The sequence below is a fragment of the Streptomyces fragilis genome (assembly GCF_003112515.1).
GTDB lineage: Bacteria > Actinomycetota > Actinomycetes > Streptomycetales > Streptomycetaceae > Streptomyces > Streptomyces fragilis.
In genome coordinates this window covers 180,345-198,847 of record NZ_BEVZ01000006.1, presented here as the reverse complement: position 1 = coordinate 198,847, position 18,503 = coordinate 180,345, and the positions used below count along the sequence as shown (strand labels likewise).

Here is an 18,503-nt window from a genome sequence, read left to right as displayed (position 1 = left end):
CGCCCGTCGGCCCCGCCGCGCCGCCAGCGCCCGCCCCGGCCCCCGCCGCGCCGCTCAGTCCCTCTCCCGCGACCACCCGTCCGCGGTGACCCGGGCGAGGTCGGCCGGGCGGGCGTCGGCGTACAGCAGCGTCTCCCCGGCGGCGGCCCTCTGCGCGCCGACGTAGACGCCCCGGCCCACGTACCGCGCGTCGGTGGTGTACCGCCACCGGACCACCGTGCCCGCGGAGGCCGGCAGGTCGGCGGAGAACCGGTGCCAGACGCGCCCGTTGAAGCCCGACACCCGCCCGTCGGGGCGCGTGACCGGCTCGCCGTGCGGAGCGCGGGTGGTGAAGGGCAGAGGGCTCCAGGTGGCGCCGCCGTCGGTGGAGACCTCGGCGCACAGTACGTCCCAGGTCGCCTCGGTGTCCCACCACAGGTCGCCGGTGAGCCGGGCGGACGCCGCCGAGGTGTCCAGCGCGGGCAGCGTCAGCACGGCCTCCGAGGCCGGCCTCATGCCGCCGAACCAGGCCGCCTTCCCGTGCGCGGGCGGCACCGCGACCGCGCGGGCCATCCGCTCGCCCGCCGCCTGCCGGGGCGCCGAGCCGGACCGCCAGGTGCGCACCGGGTGCACCGAGTTGCCCAGCAGGACGAGGAACGAGTCGGTCGTCGGGTCCAGCACGACGCAGGTCCCGGTGAAGCCGGTGTGCCCCGCGGTGCGCGGGGTGGCCATGGCGCCCATGTACCAGTGCTGGTTCAGCTCGAACCCCAGGCCGTGGCCGTTGCCGGGGAAGGCGGTGTTGAAGTCGGAGAACAGCAGCTCCACCGACTCCTCGGAGAGGAGGCGGGCCCTGCCGTACTCCCCGCCGTTGAGGAGGGTGCGGGCGAGCACCGCCAGGTCCCAGGCGCAGGAGAAGACGCCGGCGTGCCCCGCGACGCCGCCCATGGCGTACGCGTTCTCGTCGTGCACCTCGCCCCACACCAGCCCCCGGTCCAGGCCGGCCCACGGCGGCCGGGACACCTCGGTGGCGGCGATCCGCGGCCGCCAGTCGGCGGGCGGGTTGTAGCGGGTGCGGGTCAGTCCCAGCGGCCCGGTGATCTCCTCGGCCAGCAGCACGTCGAGCGGCTTGCCGGTGACCCGCTCCAGCACCAGCTGCAGGGTGATCAGACTGAGGTCGGAGTACCGGTAGACGGTGCCCGGCGGATTCGTCGGCTCCACCGCCCACAGCGCCTCGAGCATCGCCTCGCGGTCCGGCTGCCGGTACAGGGCGATCCAGGCGGGCATGCCCGAGGTGTGCGTGAGCAGGTGCCGGACGGTGACGTCCTGCTTGCCGCCGCCGGCGAACTCGGGCACGTACCGCGCGGCGGGGGCCTCCAGCTCGACCCGGCCGCGCTCCAGCTGCTGGACCACCAGCAGCGAGGTGAACAGCTTGGACAGGGAGGCCAGGTCGTAGACCGTGTCCGGGGTGGCGTCGATCTGCTCCCCGGGCGGGAACTCCACGGCCTCGCCGGTGGCCGCGTCGTAGTCGGCGTACCGGACCGCCTTGCCGACGGCCGTCTCCAGGGCCACCGTCCCGCCGCGCCCGGCCAGGACCACCGCGCCCGCCCAGTACGGCCGGGTGGGGGAGGGGCCGAGGTACCGCTCGGCGACCGCGGTGATCTCCGCCAGGTGGCCGGCGAGGAGCCCGGCCCGCGCGGCCGAGCCGCGGCGCAGCGTCGGCCGGCGCCGTCCGCCGTCGCCCGCCGGAGCGTCCGGCACCGCGCCGTCCGCCGCGGCGGCCCCGCCGCCGAGGGACGTCACCATCACCGCTCCTCCCAGGGCCAGGGCCCCCGCTCCGAACCGGCGTCTGCTGATTCCTCTGTCGCGCACAGGACCTCCGGAAGAATCTTTCACCATGACCCTCGGGCGGTGAAACATTCCTTCGGTGGCCGTGCTCTGTCAATAGCGCCCGCCGTCCAGGACCGGGCGGGGCTCGCGGCACCGCGTCCCGCACGGGCGGTGGCGGAACGCACCGCGGCCCGCCCGGAGTGTTCCGGACGGGCCGCGGCGGGTGGAGCGGGGACCGCTACTTGCGGCCCTTCTTGACGTCGATGCGCACGACCTGCGGGTCGTGGTCGCTCGCCTGGTCGGCGAACTCCGCGTTCAGGTGCACGATGTCGTAGTCGTAGGCGACCACCGACGGGCTGACCAGCGTCTGGTCCAGCGTCTGCGAATTGCCCTCGAAGACGTAGGTGTAACGCTCCTCGACCGGCAGCGTGTTGACCAGCGGGGTCAGCAGGGAACCGCCGCCCGTCATGATCTCGGTGGTCTTCGAGAACTGGAAGTCGTTGATGTCGCCGAGGACGACCACCTTCGCCTTCGGGTCGGCCGCCAGCAGCTCCGAGACGAACTCGCGGACCTCCTCCGCCTGCTTGTGGCGCTGCTCCTCCGAGGAGCGCGAGGGCTCCTGGAACTTGCCGTGCATCGGGGCGTCGCCGCCCTTGGAGGCGAAGTGGTTGGCGATCACGAAGACCTGCTCGCCGTGGAACGTGAACTCGCCCACCAGCGGCTTGCGGCTGTTCTTCCAGGCGTCGCTCGCCGGGTCGATGCGGCCGGGGGAGACGCTCAGACGCGCGCCCTTGTGGGTGGCGACGACCTCGGTCGCGGCGCTCGCGTCCGCGGCGGCGCGGTCGGTGAACTTCAGGCGCTCCTCGTTGTAGAGGAAGACCTGGCGGATGTTGCCGCCCGGCTCGCCGCCGTCCGCCTTGTTCTCCGGGGCGACGTAGCGCCAGCTGTAGCGGGGGCCGCCGGCCGCGACGATCGCGTCGGTGAAACGGGTCAGGGTCTGCTCGGAGGAGACGGTGCCGTCGTCGGTGGCGCCGTTGTCGTCCTGGATCTCCTCCAGCGCGACGACGTCCGGAGCGGCGAGGTTGACCGCCACGCCCTCGGCCAGGCGGTCGAACTTCTCCTGCGGGTCAAGGGCGTCCAGGTTCTCCACGTTGTACGTGGCGATCGCCAGCTCCTTGTCGCGCTGCGGACGCGTCACCTCGCGCTCCAGGCCGCCCGACACGTGCGAGCCCAGCTCGGTGGCCATCAGCGTGTAGCCGCCGTAGGAGTCGTAGTCCAGCGGGCCGGTGGTGGCGCCGGACAGCGTGTCGCCGACGTTCGCCTCGGGGATCTCGGGGCCGAGCGACTCGATCTTGACGCGGCCCGAGTTCTGGCCGTCGTAGCCCAGGTACACGGTGCCGCCGCGGACCGAGGGGTTCTCCTCGGGCTTGGCGGTGACGTACACCTCGTCGTACTCGGTGGTCGCGCCGACCACCCGGGCGTCGCCGACCTGTACGCGCATGCCCTCGGTGGCCTCGAGGAAGTCCAGGGCGTAGAGGGCCGGCTGGAGCGGCAGGGCCTCGATGGAGCCGCCGCCCGCCTCCGGGGTGTAGTCGTCGGGCAGGTTCGCCGGGCCCAGCACGACCGGTGCGGGGACGGCGTTGCCGGAGGAGAGCACCGAGGTCTTCGGGCCGGAGATCTGGGTGATCGACTGGGTGGTGCTGCTCGGCGCGTACTCGGCGACCTTGCCGCTGACCAGGACGCTGTCGCCGATCTTCACGGTGGGGACGGCGGAGCCGGTGTGGACGAAGAGGGCCTCGCTGGTGCGCGGGTCGGCGTCGGCCTGGGTGTCCTGGATCCAGAAGCCCCTGGAGCCGCCGGCGCGCACGCCGATGACGATGCCGGGGACGTTGGTGACGCTCTCGCCGGTCAGCGGGGAGCGGCGGGTGGTGCCCTGGATGTCGTGGACGCGGACCGCGCCGGGGGTGCCCGGGTCGCCGGGCTCCTCGCCGCCACCGCCGCCGGTGCCGGGGGTCTCGCCCTTGGTGTTGACCGGGGTGGGCGTGCCGGCGGTGAGGTCGGCGGAGTTGTCGTCGGTGTCGGCGAGCGAGGCCGCGCGGGCCACCGAGGCGGTGTTCGAGGCGCCGGGGACCGGGCTGGTCTCGCGCACGGCGGCCGTGCCGAAGCCGACCAGGTCGACGATCCGCTCGTCCGTCGCGCAGTCCGCGGCCGTCCGGCAGTTCAGCTCGTCGGTGCCGGCCACCAGGGCGACCGTGCCGCTGGTGCCGCTCATCGCGATCGAGCCGGAGGCGTCGGGGGTGGGCAGTGCCGTGGTGCCGCCGGTGCCCTGGGCCTCGGCGATCAGGTAACGGCCGCCCGCGGCTATGGAGCCGGTGATCCGGGTGACGCTCCAGCGGGACGTCGCCGAGGGGGAGCCCGGCAGGTACTGCACGCTGTAGCCGGACAGGTCGACGGCCGTGCCACCGGCGTTGCCCAGCTCGATGAAGTCACGGGTGAGGGTGGCCCCGGAGTTGCCGCCGCCGCCGTACGCCTCGGCGATCACCGCACCGCCGGAGGGCGCGGCGAAGGCCTGCGGCAGCGGGGTCAGCACGAAGGCGCCGGCCGCCCCCGTCGCCGTGATGGCCTGTGCGGCATGGCGCCAGCGCGCTCTCTTGTCACCGGACTTGGGCACGATTTGCACTCCTCGGAAGGAACCCGCCGCGAGAGCCGCGGAACGGGCCGAAATGACACAACGGGACAGTCGACTCAAGTTACGCGCGTAGAAATCGTGCTGCCAAGAGGGAGCGCGTGAATTTCCTGGAATCGCGGGATGAACTGTAGCGGGAACACACGAGCGGGAGCGCCGGGGGTCGCGACCCCGAAGCCCCCGGGCCCGCACCCTGTTCGGGGCCGCGGGCCGTGTCGTACCGTACGGCTCCCGGAGGGCCCGGGCGGGGGAGGTGGCGCGGATGCGCGGCAAGGGACCGGCGGCCGGAGAACGGAAGATCGCGCGCCCGGCGGACGGCGACGCCCGCGCGGCGCGGGGCGGTTGCCCCGTCCGGCAGGATCCGGACGGCGTCTGGCGGGTGACCGGGGTCGCGGAGGCGCGGACGGTCCTGCGCTCCCACGACACCGTGCAGGCCGGACTCGGCGTGGAGACGGTGGAGAAGCTGCCCTCCGTCTACCGCCGCCCCGTCCTGTACCGCGACGGGCCCGAGCACCGCGAGGACCGCCGGCAGACGGCACGCTTCTTCACGCCCCGCCGGGTCGCCGAGCACTACCGCCCCGTCATGGAGCGCGTCGCCGAGGCCCAGTTGACCCGGCTGCGCACGGCCGGCGAGGCCGACCTCACCCAGCTCGCCTTCCGGCTCGCGATCGCGGTGGCCGCCGAGGTCATCGGCCTCACCGAGTCCCGCCCCGGCCTCGACCGGCGGCTGGAGGCGTTCTTCCCCGACGGGGAGTTCGACACGCCCGGCTTCACCAGCCTCAGGGGGCTGCGCACCATCGCCCGCCAGAACCGCAACTGGCTGCGCATCCTCCGGGCGGACGTGCGTCCCGCGGTCCGGGCCCGGCGGGCGGGGCGGCGCGACGACCTGATCTCCCACCTGCTCGACGAGGGCTGCTCGACGGGCGAGATACTCGGCGAGTGCATCACCTTCGCCGCCGCCGGCATGGTCACCACCCGTGAGTTCGTCTCCCTCGCCGCCTGGCACCTCTTCACCGACGAGGACCTGCTGGCCGCCTACCGCGCCGCCGAGGAGCCGGAGCGCCTCGCGACGCTCCGGGAGATCCTGCGCCTGGAGCCGGTCATCTCCCTCCTGCGCCGCCGCACCACCGCGGAACTGACGGTCGGTGACGAGGCCACGCGGATCCCCGCCGGAGCCGTGGTCGAGATCGACGTCGAGACGGCCAACCTCGACGCGCGCGCGGTGGGCCCCGACCCGGAGCGGCTCCGCCCCGCCCGCGCCGGACAGGCCGCCCGCGGCGCGGACGCGCCCCCCGTCCTCTCCTTCGGCGACGGCCCGCACCGGTGTCCCGGCGCGGACATCGCGATCCTGGAGACCGACGTCTTCCTCACCCGCCTCTTCGCCGAACCGGGCCTGCGGATGCGCGCCGCCCCCCGCGTCCGCTTCCAGCGAGCGCTGGGGAGCTACGAACTCCGCGAGTTCCCCGTGGAGATCGCCGGCTGACCCTCGCCCGCGGGCGGGCGTGACCGCGTGCCGCCGGTCACGGACCTGCGGTGGTCCGCCTGCCGTCCGTGCGCTCCGCTCCGGCACGGCGCTGTCGGCCGGACGGGGCGAGGCGCTCTTGCGGACCGGTCCTACCCTGAAGGCATGGCCACCGATCCCTTACTGGAACAAGGCCCCGACTCGACGGATCTGGTCCTGCGCGGCGGCTCGCCCGCCGGGCCGGTTCGGATCGCGCTGACCTCGGCGGGGCCGGCGCTGCTCACTCCGCTCGCCCTGGGCGTACCGACCCTGCTCGTCGCCGTCTGGATGGCGCTGGCCGGGGCGCGGGCGTCGACCGTGTTCGTGGTGGTGGGGGCGATCGCCGGGCTGGAGTACCTGCTCGGCTGGCCGGTGCTGGCCTTCGCCGAGGCCCGGAGCGTCCTGCGGGTGGAGTTCGCACCGGCCGGGGAGCCCGCGTCCCTGCGGTTGGTCCGGGCCGCCGGGCCGGACGACCGGCTGCCCGTCGGCACCCTGCGCGCGGTGCGGCTGACGCACGAGGTGGTGGAGCCGTACGAGGGGGACCCCAAGCCGGCCGTCTCCACGCTCGCGCTGGAACTCGTCCTGCGGGACGACGAGGAGCGGATCGCCCCGCTCCCGTTCGGCGGTGACCCGCAGCGGCTCGCCGACGCGCTGGAGGCCCTGCTCGGCCCGGCCGGGGTCGAGGTGGAGCTGCGCACCGAGCGCAGCAAGCGGTCCCGGCCGCAGACCAACTCCGGCTGGACCTCCGGGGGTTCGGCCTCGGTCGGTTCGGCCGGCGGCTGACTTCGGTGTCCGTGGCGCTCCCCGGCCGGGGCGTGGCCGCTCCACCCGCAACGGCGCGGTGCCCGTGGGCGCCGCGCCGTCGCGTGGGGGGAGGAGGAGCGGCCCGGGTCAGCCGGCGGTGCAGCCGCCGACCGTGGGGGAGGGGCTGCTCGGGCCGCTGGCGGTGAAGCCGAACGACGTGGACTGGCCCGCGGCCAGGGTGCGGTTGTGGCCGGCCGGGGTCACCGTGACCACGTTCCCGCTCCGGGACATGGTGCCGTTCCAGAGCGAGACGATGCTCTGGTTGCTCGCCAGCGTCAGCGGCACCTTCCAGTTGGTGACACCGCCGCTGCCCGCGGTGATGGTCACCTCGCCGTTGAAGCCGCCCTGCCACGAACTGGAGGTGCGGTACGCGGCGCTGCAGGCGCCGGTGCCACCCGGCGGAGGCGTGGTGGGCGTGCTGGTGCCGCCGCCCGGCGGGGGAGTGGTGGGGGTCCCGCCGGTCAGGGAGACGTTGGAGCTGCCGGTGCTCTGGTAGCCCTCGGTGGCCATGATCATGTAGTACTTGAACTCGCCCATCGGCATCCCGGCCCGCTGCCAGGCGTCGAAGTGGACACCGGTGTTGATGGTGCCGCTGCTCCGCTTGCTCTGCCGGATGCTCCAGTACTGCTGGAAGGTGGCGGTGCCTTCCACGGAGGGCTGGTTGGTACGGGTCGACTCGTAGATGTCGTACGTGCCGCCGCCGTCGGTGACGGTCCCGCGCCTGGTGCCGGCCGAACCCGGGTTGTAGGGGCCGAAGTTCTCCACGATGTAGTACTCGACCAGCGGGTTGGCGGTCCACCCGTACAGGGCCAGGTAGCCGTTGCTGCCGGGGTTGAAGTCGCCGGAGTAGGTGACGGACCGGCGGCTGCCGTTACTCCAGCCGAGGCCGCCCACCCAGTTGTTGGTGTTGCTCCACCGGCTGCTGTACTGCCCGGCGGCACCCAGGGTCATGGTGACGGAGCCCGGGCTGTCGGTCCAGAAGGAGTAGTAGTACCCGTTGTAGGTGCCGGTGGAGTTGCTGGTCAGGACCTGGTCGGCACGTGCGGTGCCGGGGAGTAACAGTCCCGAACCGGCAGCCGCGACCACTGCCCCGGCACCGCCGAGGACCAGCTTCCGGCGGCTGACGGGACGTGCGTCGGAGTCGTGGGGGGTCTCGCTCATACGAGTGTTCCTCCTCAGGGGGTGGCACCGTCGGTGACCGGGAGACACGCCGAACGCACCTCGGCGTTCATCGACGAGCCGGAAGAGCCGGTCCTGCGCATGTCACGCCCGACCGGAGAGCGTCACAACAGTCTTCCTGGGCGCGGGAGTTGTCAATAGTTGCGCAACGTTTTCGAAACACCGCGTGACCCTGCGGTTGCTGTTACGCGCGGGTAAGGAGGACGGGTCGGCGCCTCCCGGGTGAGGCGCGCGTCTAGGGATGGCCGACCCTGCGAGCCGAAACTTTCGGCGAGCTTTCGGAGGGCGCACAGCCAGAGGCCCGCCGCACCATCGGTGCGGCGGGCCTCTGGCCGTCGGAGGGGGTGGGTCAGCAGCAGCCGCCGCCCTCGCGGGGGTCGGCGTCGCGCCGGTCGATCCGCCGGTTCTCGAACTCCCGCCGGGACAGCACCCTCACGTGGGGGTCGTGGGATCGGGCGTGGGCCACGTACCGGTCGTACGCGTGCTCGCCGTTCAGTTCGCGCACGTACCACCAGGCGCGGGCGCCGGCCTCCCTCAGCCGGGTCAGGGCGCGGGTCATTACTCGGCCCCGGCGCCGACCAGTTCCTTCTCGTCCGTCTGCGGCTTGCGCAGCGAGAAGGAAGGGACCTCCATCTCGGACCTGACGTACGGGTCCTCCTGGAGCGGCAGCCTGCTCGTCCCGCGCAGGTGGGCGACCGAGACGCACAGGCAGGAGGAGAAGACCACCAGGGTCAGGCCGGCGAAGACCGCCATCAGGGTGCCGGTCACCGTCGAGTTGGTGATCACCGTCTCCATCTCCGCCAGGCTCTTCGCCGGGGCGAGCACCTCACCGGACCGCAGGGCGTCGGCGTAGGTGGAGCGCTGGGCCCAGAAGCCGATCTTGGGGTTGTCGGAGAAGAGCTTCTGGTAGCTCGCGGTCATGGTCACGGCCAGCGCCCAGGCGAGCGGCAGGGCCGTGATCCACGCCCACTTCACCCGGCCGGACTTGATCAGCAGCGTGGTGGAGATGGTCAGCGCGATCGAGGCCAGCAGCTGGTTGGCGATGCCGAACAGCGGGTAGAGCTGGTTGATCCCGCCCAGCGGGTCACTGACGCCGACCCACAGGAAGTAGCCCCAGCAGAGCACCACGAGCGCGGAGCAGAGCCAGATGGCCGGCTTCCAGTCCTTGTCGCGGAAGCGCGGGACGACGTTGCCGATGGTGTCCTGCAGCATGAAGCGGCCCACCCGGGTGGCGGCGTCCACCGCGGTCAGGATGAAGAGCGCCTCGAACATGAGGGCGAAGTGGTACCAGAACGACATCATCCCGGTGGAGCCGAACGCCTTGGCGAGGATCATCGACATGCCGACGGCCAGCGTGGGGGCGCCGCCGGTGCGGGCGATCAGGCTTTCCTCGCCGACCTGGTCGGCCGCGTGCTGCAGCGTCTCGGGCGAGATGGTGAAGCCGAAGCCCGCCACCGCCTGGGAGGCCGACTGCACGGTGTCGCCCAGCACGCCGGCCGGGGCGTTCATCGCGTAGTACAGGCCAGGGTCCAGGACGCAGGCGCAGACCAGCGCCATGATCGCGACGAAGGACTCCATGAGCATCGAGCCGTAACCGATGCCGGCGATCTGGCTCTCCTTCTGGATCATCTTCGGCGTGGTGCCGGCCGAGATCAGGGAGTGGAACCCGGACAGGGCGCCACAGGCGATGGTGATGAAGGCGAACGGGAACAGCGAGCCGGCGAAGACCGGACCGGTGCCGCTGCCCGCGAACTCGGAGACGGCCGGGACGGTGATGTCCGGGTTGGCCACCAGCACGCCCACGGCCAGCAGCACGATCGTGCCGATCTTCATGAACGTGGACAGGTAGTCACGCGGGGCGAGCAGCATCCAGACCGGCAGCACGGCGGCCACGAAGCCGTAGACCACCAGACAGATCACCAGGGTCTTCGGGCTCAGGACGAAGGCGTCCGCGAAGGAGGACTCGGAGACCCAGCGGCCGCCCATGATGGCCGCCAGCAGCAGCACGACGCCGATCAGACTGACCTCGGTGACCCGGCCCGGACGCAGGAAGCGCAGGTAGCCGCCCATGAAGAGGGCGATCGGGATGGTCATGCCGATGGAGAAGGTGCCCCACGCGGAGTGGGCGAGGGCCTGCACGACCACCAGGGCCAGCACGGCCAGGATGATGATCATGATCGCGAAGACGGCGATCAGCGCGGCGATGCCGCCGATCCGCCCGATCTCGTCCCGTGCCATCTGACCGAGCGACTTGCCGTTGCGGCGGGTGGAGAAGAAGAGCACGACCATGTCCTGCACCGCGCCCGCGAAGATCACGCCCACGATGATCCAGACGGTGCCGGGCAGGTAGCCCATCTGCGCCGCCAGGACCGGGCCGACCAGCGGGCCGGCGCCCGCGATCGCCGCGAAGTGGTGGCCGAAGAGCACGCGCTTGTCGGTGGGGTGGTAGTCCACGCCGTCGTTGTGCCGCTCCGCCGGGGTGGCGCGGGTGTCGTCGACGCGCAGCACCCTGCGGGCGATGAACCGGGCGTAGAACCGCTGGGCGATCAGGTAGGAGCCGACCGCCGCGGCGACGATCCAGACGGCCGAGATCTTCTCACCGCGAGCGAGTGCGATGGCTGCCCAACCGGCGGCGCCGATGGCTGCCACCAGCAGCCATACGGCGATGCTGCGGGGACTGGTGCGGGACACGTCGACGTGCCTTTCGTTCGGGGGTTTCCTGGCGATTCACTGATGCTAATGGCGGTAACCCAGCTCTCATCAGGCATGTTGTATATGTCACCTATCTCGGCGGAACAAAGGGGGGTGGCCGGTCGCGTGAGCGATGTCCGGCCACCCCCGGGTGGAGGGTGCGGTGGGACCGTGGTCAGCGCCCGCGGCGGAGGGCCAGGTCCGCGACCACCGGCCGGTGGTCCGAGGCGAGGGTCTCGGGCACCGTGACCCCCTTGACCACGACCGTGCCCGGGGACACCGCGACGTGGTCGATGCGGGTCCTCGGGTTCAGCGCCGGGTAGGTCGGCGCGTCCGCCCCGGCCTCGGTGGAGGCGTCGGTCAGGCGCTCCCAGAGGGGCGCCAGCTCGGGAGCGGCGTGGACGGCGTTGAAGTCGCCGGTGAGGATCTGGCGCGGACAGCGGCCGCGCCCGTCGCAGTCCTCGTCCAGGATCCGCAGCGTGTCGGCGACCTGGGCGGCCCGCACCGAGGGGTCCGCCCGGTAGTCGAGGTGCGTGGTGTAGACGTGCACCGGGACGCCCCTGACCCGGATCCTCACCTCGGGGAAGCCGGGGGCGGGCGCGGGCACCGGGTTCGCCTCCTGGGTGGAGAGCCGGGTGATGTCGTGGTTCTCGGCCGACAGGATCGGATACCGGGAGAGCACGGCCACCCCGTACTCGCGGCGCGGGGCGTCCGCGGAGAGCGGGTCGAGGCTGTATATCGGGGCGAAGTACACCTCCATGCCCAGTCTCCCGCCCAGCTCGGTGGCCAGGTCGCGCCACCCGCTCCTGGCGCCCCAGTGGACGTCCACCTCCTGCAGCCCGATCACGTCCGCGTCCAGGGAGCGCAGTGCCTCGGCCTGCCGGTCCAGGTCGAAGACGTTGTCCGTCCCCGCGCCCGCGTGGATGTTGTACGAGACCACCCGCAGCGGCACGGTCGCCGCCGCGGCCGGCGGATCCGCGTGCGCGCCCGCCGGAGCGGCGCCCGGGAACACGAGCGCGCCCAGCAGTCCCGCGGTGAGAAGAAGTTGTGCCGTACGACGACGCCGCATCACGCAGCCCCCTCAAGTCTGGTGGGGATCTTGGCACTTGCGCGCAGTACGGTACCGGCGCCCAGGACCCGGCGGAACGGTGCCGCGCCCGCGGGCGCCGCCGGTGTCGCCCTGCCCCTCGCCGCCGGGGGAGGGCGACTGCGTCCCGGCGGCTCCGGCGGCGCCGACCCCGTCTCGACGCCCCCGGGCGCCCGCGGCGGGTGGCTCGCCGCTCCGCGCCCGGCGCCGTCCGCACGCCAGGGGGAGCGGGTCACCCGGGCGGGTGACCCCTGTGGTGTCGCCCCGGCAGGACGGTCGCGTGCCGTGACGATGGTGACCGTGCGTCAAGACGAACCGACCAAGCGACCGCGCGCGGCACTGTCCGCGCTGGCCCTCGCCCTGGCCGCCACCGCGGTCAGCGCGCCCACCGCGACGGCGGACGCGGCCGCCGCCCGCCCCGCCCCGTGCACCGGAGAGTTCCGGGGCGACGCCAGGCTCGGCCCCGAGAACCTTCCCGACTCCGCCGAACCCCCTGTGGGCCCCCTCCTGCGCGGCTACCACCGCACCGGCGGACTCTCCGCCCGCGACTTCCTGGCCACCTACTGGAAGGAGGACGGCCCGGGCGGCGCCGGCGGCTGGAAGTACCCGCCGAACGACGGGTTCGCCGAGGTGAACGGTGAGGTGGACAAGCACGTCGAGACCCTCGAACCGGGCGCGGAACTCGACCGGTTCGGGTCGGAGTACGGCTCCTACCTGGCCCCCGCGGGCGCCCCGTACGCCAGGCGCGCGCTGCCCCCGCAGAACCTGAACACCCGGGACGCCGCCTACCCCTGCGACTACCACCGCTACACCGTCACCCGGGAGTTCGACGTCTGGCAGGGCCGGGCCATGCCCTGGTTCGAGCAGCCGGGCGGAGGACAGCAGATCAAGCTCGACCCCGCGCTGCTCATGCCCGGCCCGGACGAGCGGCTGAACGTCGGGTGGCTGCTCGACCACGGCTATCTCGCGCCCGCGCGGGACACCGCGCGCTAGACCGCCCCCGCCACCTGCCCGGCACTACGCTCGTCGTCGTGGACCGCGCCGAACTGCACGCCGCGTTGCGCGCCGCGGGAGTGCCGGGCGGGTACTACCGCATCGAGGGCGTGCACGAACCGACGCCCCTGCCCGTCGACTTCCTCTACCTGCGCCGGGCCCCGGACGACCCGGATGCCTGGGAGACCGGCGCCTACGAGCGCGGGGTGTGGGAGCCGGTCGCCCGCCGACGGGACGAGGGCGAGGCCTGCGCCCACCTGCTGCGACTGCTCACCCGGGCCGCGCCGGGCGCGCCGGGCGGCCGGCCGGGACCCGGCCCACGGGGCTGAGCCGGCACCGGCCCCCCACAGGCCCCGCGCGCCGCCCCGCCGGGAGGCCGCGCCCGAACGCCGTCCCCGGGAACCGCCCTCAGGCGTCGTTCGGGTCGATCAGCCGGAGAGCCTGCTCCACGGAGGTCAAGGACTCGCCCGTCCCGGTCATGGCGACCACGTCCAGCGCCGTGTCCGCCAGCTTGATGACGTGCTCGTCGCCGTGCTCGGCCGCGCGCGCGAAGAGCTCCCCGGCCGTTCCCGAGACCTCCGGCACCCCGCGCGCCGGCGTCGCGTAGGCGGCGGTCACGGCCGCGGACGCCGCCCAGGCCGCCTCCAGACTCGGCGCCCACAGCTCGCGCGGCAGCGCGGGAAGGGTGCGCAGCACGGCGTTGGGGGCCGTCGCCGTGTGCACCAGCATCACCGGGTCGCCGTGCGCGTGGGCGGCGAACCGGTCGGTCGCCGCCGTCACGAGGTCGCGCAGCAGGTCCCGCGCCTGCTCCGGTGAGGCCGGGGCGCGCAGCGCCGCCGTGGCCTCGCTCCAGCCCGCCGTCGACCCCAGCCGGTCCAGGCGCTCCCGGATGCCGCCCTCCTGGACCCCCACCGGCGGCACTGCCGCCAGCGCCTCGGCCGGGCCCGCGGCGCCGGACGGCCCGGCCACGCCGGCCAGCGGCTGGTGCCGGCCCGCCCAGTAGGCCAGGCCGTGCGCCAGCTCCGTCGTCCTCGCCGCGTTGTCGCCGTCCTCGAGCAGCGCCCGCACCGCGTGGCCCACCCGGATCACCGGATGGGTGGCCCCCGCCGCGATGCCCGGCAGCAGCCGCGGCCACCAGCGCACCAGCACCGCCCGCCAGCCCTCCTCGGCCACGGCCCGGACGAAGTACACCGTCCAGTCCCCGAGCCGGCGCGGATCGCCCAGCGCCTCGCGCCACCGGGGCTCCGTCACCGGGTCCGTCGAGAGCGGCATGTCCTCCAGCTTGCTCAGCGCGTAACGCTCCAACCAGCGGTGCACGCCGTGCCCGTGGCCGTGCCGCACCAGCGCCTCCACCGCCATCGGAGCGTGGTTGGACAGCCACCCGCGGCGCTCGGGCCCCGCCCGGTGCAGCCTCTCCAGCGCCTCGTCCAGTACTCCGGTGTCCGTGCCGCTCATCCTGGTCAGCTCCCTGGGTTCGCCTGGTGCCGTCACGCTACGAGAGGGCCGCGGCCTGCGACACCGGCACGGGACCTAGGCCCCGGGTCCCGGTCGCACTCCGTCCCCGGGACTGTGCTGAACTGGGACGACATGCCCGCCCGACCGCCCCGGGAGACCCCTTGACCCTCCGCTACCGCCAGCCCGGCGTCGTCCTCACCGACCACCGCTTCACCGTGCCGCTCGACCACGCCGAACCCGACGGCGAGACGATCGAGCTGTACGCGCGCGAGGTGGTGGCGAGCGACAAGGCGGACCAGGACCTGCCCTGGCTGGTGTACCTGCAGGGCGGTCCCGGCATGCCCGCCGGCCGCTTCGTGGGCCGCCAGGCCTGGCTGGAGCGTGCCCTGCGGGAGTTCCGGGTGCTCCTCCTCGACCAGCGGGGCACCGGCGCCTCCACGCCGGCCAACCGCCAGACGCTGCCGCTGCGCGGCGGACCCGCCGAACAGGCCGACCACCTCACGCACTTCCGCGCCGACTCGATCGTCCGCGACTGCGAGGCGATCCGCCCGCTGCTCACCGGCGGCGCGCCGTGGACCGTCCTCGGCCAGAGCTTCGGCGGCTTCTGCACCGTCACCTACCTCTCGATGGCCCCCGAGGGCCTGGCCGCAGCCCTGATCACCGGCGGTCTGCCCTCGCTGACCGCGCGCGCCGACGACGTCTACCGGGCCGCCTACCCGCGCATGGAGCGCAAGGTGGCCGCCCACTACGCCCGCTACCCGCAGGACGTCGAGAGGGTCCGCCGGATCGCCGAGCACCTGCTGCGCGAGGACGTCGTCCTGCCGAACGGGCACCGGCTCACCGCGGAGTCGTTCCAGTCGCTGGGCATCCTGCTCGGCTCGGGCGACGGCAGCCACCGCCTGCACTTCCTGCTGGAGGACGCCTTCGTCCTGCCCACGGCACGCGGGCTCGAGCTCTCCGACGCCTTCCTCGAGCAGGTGCAGCAGACGCTCTCCTACGCGAGCCACCCGCTGTACGCCGTGCTCCACGAGGCCATCTACGCCCAGGACGCGCAGCCCACCGCCTGGGCCGCCGAACGGGTGCGCGCCGAGTTCCCCCGCTTCGACGCCGCCAAGGCGCTCGCCGGGGGCGAGGCGGTGCTCCTCACCGGTGAGACCGTCCACCCGTGGCTGTTCGACTGCGACCCGGCGCTGCGGCCGCTCAAGGAGACGGCGCAGCTCCTCGCCGCCCGCACCGACTGGACCCCGCTCTACGACCCGGCGAGGCTCGCCGCGAACGAGGTCCCCGTGGCGGCCGCCGTCTACCACGACGACCTGTACGTCGACACCGCCCACTCGCTGGAGACCGCCCGGGCGATCCGGGGCCTGCGCACCTACGTCACCGACGAGTTCGAGCACGACGGCGTCCGGGCCGGCGGTCCGCGCGTCCTGGACCGGCTGCTCGCCCTGGTGCGTGACGAGACCTGACGCCGCGTCGCCGCGGCCCCGGCACGGCCCGGGGCCACGGCGCCCTGCGCCTCAGCGCCCGGCCGTCACCGCCTCCTCGGCCGCCGGCCGGGGCGCCCGCCGCTCCAGACGAAGGCGCAGGTTCTCCGGCATCAGGGTGAGCCGCTCCGAGACGCTCAGCCGGTAGCCGGGCTCCGGCAGCAGCTCGTAGCGGCGCAGCAGCAGCCCGAGCACCAGCGTCGCCTCGTGCAGCGCGAACTGGCGGCCGATGCAGGCCCGCGCGCCGGTGCCGAACGGCTTGAAGACGTGCGGCGGACGGGCCCGCACCGCCGAGGCCTCGAACCGGTCCGGGTCGAACCGCTCCGGCTCGGGCCCCCACACCGCGGCGTCCCGGTGCAGCAGCGGAAGCACCACCAGCGCCCAGGCGCCGCGCCGCATCGGATGCGTGCCGCCGAGCACCGTGTCCTGCACCGCGGCCCGGGCGAAGGCCGGGGCGGTCGGCCACAGCCGCAGCGACTCGTCCAGCACCCGCCGCACGTACCGCAGTCTCGCCACCTGCTCGTACCCCGGAGAGACGACGTCGCCCCACACCCGGTCCACCTCCTCGCGCGCCCGGGCCGCGATCTGCGGGTGCTGCGACAGGTAGTGCAGCGCGAACGACAGCGCGCCCGAGGTCGTCTCGTGCCCCGCGACCAGGAAGGTGATCACCTGGCGGCGCACGTTGTCCAGGGACAGCCGCTCCCCGGTCCGGGGATGGGCGGTCTCCAGCATCCGGTCCAGCAGGTCGCCGTCGCCCGGCCGTCCGTCGGCGACCCGGGACCGGACCACCTCGTCCACCGTGTCGTTCAGCAGCGCCATGTCCCGCTCGCCGCGCCGGTCGGCGGCCCGGCCGCCGAACAGGCCGGCCAGCGGGGCGGGCAGGGCCACGCGCCGCTGGGCGTAGCTCAGGTAGCCCACCATCGCGTCGACGAAGGGGTGCGGCCGGTCCCGTTCGAAGGAGCCGAAGTCATGGCCGAAACCGGTCCTGGCGATCGTCTCCAGGGTCAGCTTGGTCATGTCGCCAGGCACGTCCACCGGACGTCCGGCCGCGAGCTCCGCGTCCCAGCGGTCGGTCAGCCGGCCCGCCACGTCCAGCATGGCCCCGTGGTAGCCCGCCATCGCCTCACGGCTGAAACCCGGCGCCAGCACGTCGTGGGCCAGCTGCCAGTTCGGCTCGTGGTTGTGCGCCGTGAACAGCCCGTCCCTGGCGAGGGGGCGCAACGCCGCGATGCCCGGGGCGACGTGCTTGGCGAACCGGGACTCGTCCGACAGCTCGCCGGCCAGGTCGGCGCCCCCGACCAGGACGATCTCGAAGGAGAACACCTTCCTGCGGAAGATCGGCCCCAGGGCCTGTCCCCGGCGCACGGTGTCCTGCACCGGCCGGGTGCGGTCGGTACCCAGGACGTCCCCCGCCAGCGGGACGCGGCGCGGCGGGTGCGGGATCAGGTCGAGCCGCGGCCACGCCTCCCGGACGCTCGGCACCGGCGTCACCGCCCGGACCGGACTGCTGCTCTCCATGGACCCTCCCGATCGAACCGCCACGTCACCCGGCCGCCCCCTCGTGCACCGCCGCGCTGACGCGCCGCCGTACCGCGTGAGGGCTGCCCGGCGACCATCGTGCCTTCGGGGACGGCCCGTCACCAGTCCCCGTCGGCCACCGGCCTTCCCGGCCCGTCGCCGAGCTGGACCACCTGCTGCGGCTTCGGCTCGGCCCACGGGGAGTGGTCGTCGCCGAGCCAGTCGCCGACCGGCCTGACCCCCGCGAGGGTCTCCGAGGGGTCCAGGTCCACCGCGCTCTCGTCGTAGTGCTCGAACCAGGGCAGCCCCGCCCTGGTGTAGGCGGCACGGTCGACGGGGGAGGGCGGCGCGGCCTCACCGGTGATGCGGCGCCACTCCGGCGGCGTCACCAGGTGCACGAAGACACGGCCGGAGGGCTCGGTGGACCAGTCGGAGAGCGGGCGCCGGTCCTGGTGCACCTGCTGGCGCATGGAGCCGCCCGCGCCCAGCCCCATCGCGGCGGCCCGGGGCGCGGACCGCTGCGGCGCGGCACCGGCGGGAGCCGGGGGAGGCACCGCGCCGGGCGCCGCGCCCGGAGCCGTGCCGGGGGCCGGCGGCGCGCCGTACGCCACCGCACCAGGGGCCGGAGGCATGGGCATGCCGGTGAACGGCGGGGGCGGCGGAACGGGCCCCGGCGGGGGAGTGGCGGGCCACACCGGCGCGTTCAGGCGGTTCCACTCGGCCAGCTTCCGCTCCGTCAGGCCGAAGGCCTGCAGCTGGATCCCGCCCCAGGTCTCCTCACCCGTCACCTGGCCCTCGACGGTGGCGCCCATCCCCAGCGGCACGGCGACGAACTGACGCACCGTCCCCCGTCCGGAGTTGATGCCGTCCAGCCAGGGCTGTTCGGGCAGCGGGAGATAGTTCTGCGGGTCCGCCGACAGCCGCCGGCTCCACGGCTTCCCGGACACCGCGCACACCTTGCCCACGCCGACCTGCAGGGCCGCCGGACGCGAGGTGCCGCCGAAGTGCAGCCACATCGCCTCCCGCAGGTACACCGGCAGCATCACGCCGCCACGGGCCAGCCACTCCGCCGGCGCCGTGTCGGGGAAGTCCTCGACCCGGCGCAGCGGGAAGGACCCCAGACCCGGCGGCAGCGCATGGGTGCCCGTCTCCGGCAGTCGCAGGGTCCGGATGAACCGCACCCGCACCCCGCCCGGCAACGCCAGGCTGTCCCCGTCGATCCGCGCACCGCCCGCTCCGACCATCGCACGCTCCCTCTGTCCGGAACCCGTCGGCCGGGCCCCGCCGGGAAGCACGCTC

The 18,503-nt window shown here is 73.9% G+C and carries 14 protein-coding genes; 5 read left to right on the top strand and 9 right to left on the bottom strand.

Features of this window, described 5'->3' with window-relative positions:
- Positions 1-54: 54 nt before the first annotated feature.
- The gene (locus Sfr03f_RS21695) at positions 55-1,875 is read right to left on the bottom strand and encodes a serine hydrolase domain-containing protein (RefSeq protein ID WP_108955660.1); all 1,821 of its coding nucleotides are present in this window, start codon (positions 1,873-1,875) and stop codon (positions 55-57) included.
- A 169-nt stretch (positions 1,876-2,044) separates the two neighbouring features.
- Positions 2,045-4,477 carry a DUF8508 domain-containing protein gene (locus Sfr03f_RS21690; protein ID WP_372514406.1) on the bottom strand — a complete coding sequence of 811 codons (2,433 nt, stop codon included), beginning with the start codon at positions 4,475-4,477 and terminating at the stop codon, positions 2,045-2,047.
- 277 nt (positions 4,478-4,754) lie between these two features.
- Here Sfr03f_RS21690 and Sfr03f_RS21685 point away from each other — a divergent pair, with 277 nt between their 5' ends.
- Complete coding sequence (locus tag Sfr03f_RS21685; protein ID WP_108955659.1) at positions 4,755-5,975, top strand: cytochrome P450; 1,221 nt, start codon at positions 4,755-4,757, stop codon at positions 5,973-5,975.
- A 144-nt stretch (positions 5,976-6,119) separates the two neighbouring features.
- A complete protein-coding gene (locus Sfr03f_RS21680; RefSeq protein WP_108955658.1) occupies positions 6,120-6,776 on the top strand; it encodes a hypothetical protein in 657 nt (218 codons plus the stop codon).
- Between the two features lie 108 nt (positions 6,777-6,884).
- Here the strand turns inward: Sfr03f_RS21680 and Sfr03f_RS21675 are convergent, their stop codons facing one another.
- The 4 genes from Sfr03f_RS21675 to Sfr03f_RS21660 all read right to left on the bottom strand — a co-directional run bounded on the left by Sfr03f_RS21675 (position 6,885) and on the right by Sfr03f_RS21660 (position 11,736).
- Positions 6,885-7,958, bottom strand: coding sequence for a glycoside hydrolase family 11 protein (locus tag Sfr03f_RS21675; protein WP_108955657.1), 1,074 nt, complete (start codon positions 7,956-7,958; stop codon positions 6,885-6,887).
- Between the two features lie 367 nt (positions 7,959-8,325).
- Positions 8,326-8,535: a CstA-like transporter-associated (seleno)protein gene (locus Sfr03f_RS21670; RefSeq protein WP_174721627.1), complete on the bottom strand. Its 210-nt coding sequence runs from the start codon at positions 8,533-8,535 to the stop codon at positions 8,326-8,328.
- Positions 8,535-10,667 (bottom strand): carbon starvation CstA family protein, encoded by a 2,133-nt coding sequence (locus tag Sfr03f_RS21665; RefSeq protein ID WP_108955656.1) that lies wholly within the window; start codon positions 10,665-10,667, stop codon positions 8,535-8,537. The genes Sfr03f_RS21670 and Sfr03f_RS21665 overlap by 1 nt, the downstream gene beginning before the upstream one ends.
- Before the next feature lie 175 nt (positions 10,668-10,842).
- Positions 10,843-11,736, bottom strand: a complete 894-nt coding sequence (locus tag Sfr03f_RS21660) for an endonuclease/exonuclease/phosphatase family protein (protein WP_108955655.1) — start codon at positions 11,734-11,736, stop codon at positions 10,843-10,845.
- Positions 11,737-12,045: 309 nt separating this feature from the next.
- On the opposite strand from Sfr03f_RS21660, the gene Sfr03f_RS21655 reads away from it, so the two are divergent.
- Positions 12,046-12,747 (top strand): TNT domain-containing protein, encoded by a 702-nt coding sequence (locus Sfr03f_RS21655; RefSeq protein WP_108955981.1) that lies wholly within the window; start codon positions 12,046-12,048, stop codon positions 12,745-12,747.
- Positions 12,748-12,785: 38 nt separating this feature from the next.
- Entirely contained in the window at positions 12,786-13,076 is a 291-nt protein-coding gene (locus Sfr03f_RS21650) for a hypothetical protein (protein ID WP_108955654.1), read from the top strand.
- Between the two features lie 79 nt (positions 13,077-13,155).
- Here the strand turns inward: Sfr03f_RS21650 and Sfr03f_RS21645 are convergent, their stop codons facing one another.
- Entirely contained in the window at positions 13,156-14,202 is a 1,047-nt protein-coding gene (locus Sfr03f_RS21645; RefSeq protein WP_108955653.1) for a questin oxidase family protein, read from the bottom strand.
- 161 nt (positions 14,203-14,363) lie between these two features.
- Between Sfr03f_RS21645 and Sfr03f_RS21640 the strand changes: the two genes are divergently transcribed.
- On the top strand, positions 14,364-15,668 hold the full coding sequence (locus Sfr03f_RS21640) for an alpha/beta fold hydrolase (protein WP_108955652.1): 1,305 nt from the start codon (positions 14,364-14,366) through the stop codon (positions 15,666-15,668).
- 51 nt (positions 15,669-15,719) lie between these two features.
- Here Sfr03f_RS21640 and Sfr03f_RS21635 read toward each other — a convergent pair whose 3' ends face one another.
- The gene (locus tag Sfr03f_RS21635) at positions 15,720-17,204 is read right to left on the bottom strand and encodes a cytochrome P450 (RefSeq protein WP_108955651.1); all 1,485 of its coding nucleotides are present in this window, start codon (positions 17,202-17,204) and stop codon (positions 15,720-15,722) included.
- Positions 17,205-17,323: 119 nt separating this feature from the next.
- Positions 17,324-18,448 (bottom strand): hypothetical protein, encoded by a 1,125-nt coding sequence (locus tag Sfr03f_RS21630; RefSeq protein ID WP_108955650.1) that lies wholly within the window; start codon positions 18,446-18,448, stop codon positions 17,324-17,326.
- Between the last annotated feature and the right edge of the window lie 55 nt (positions 18,449-18,503).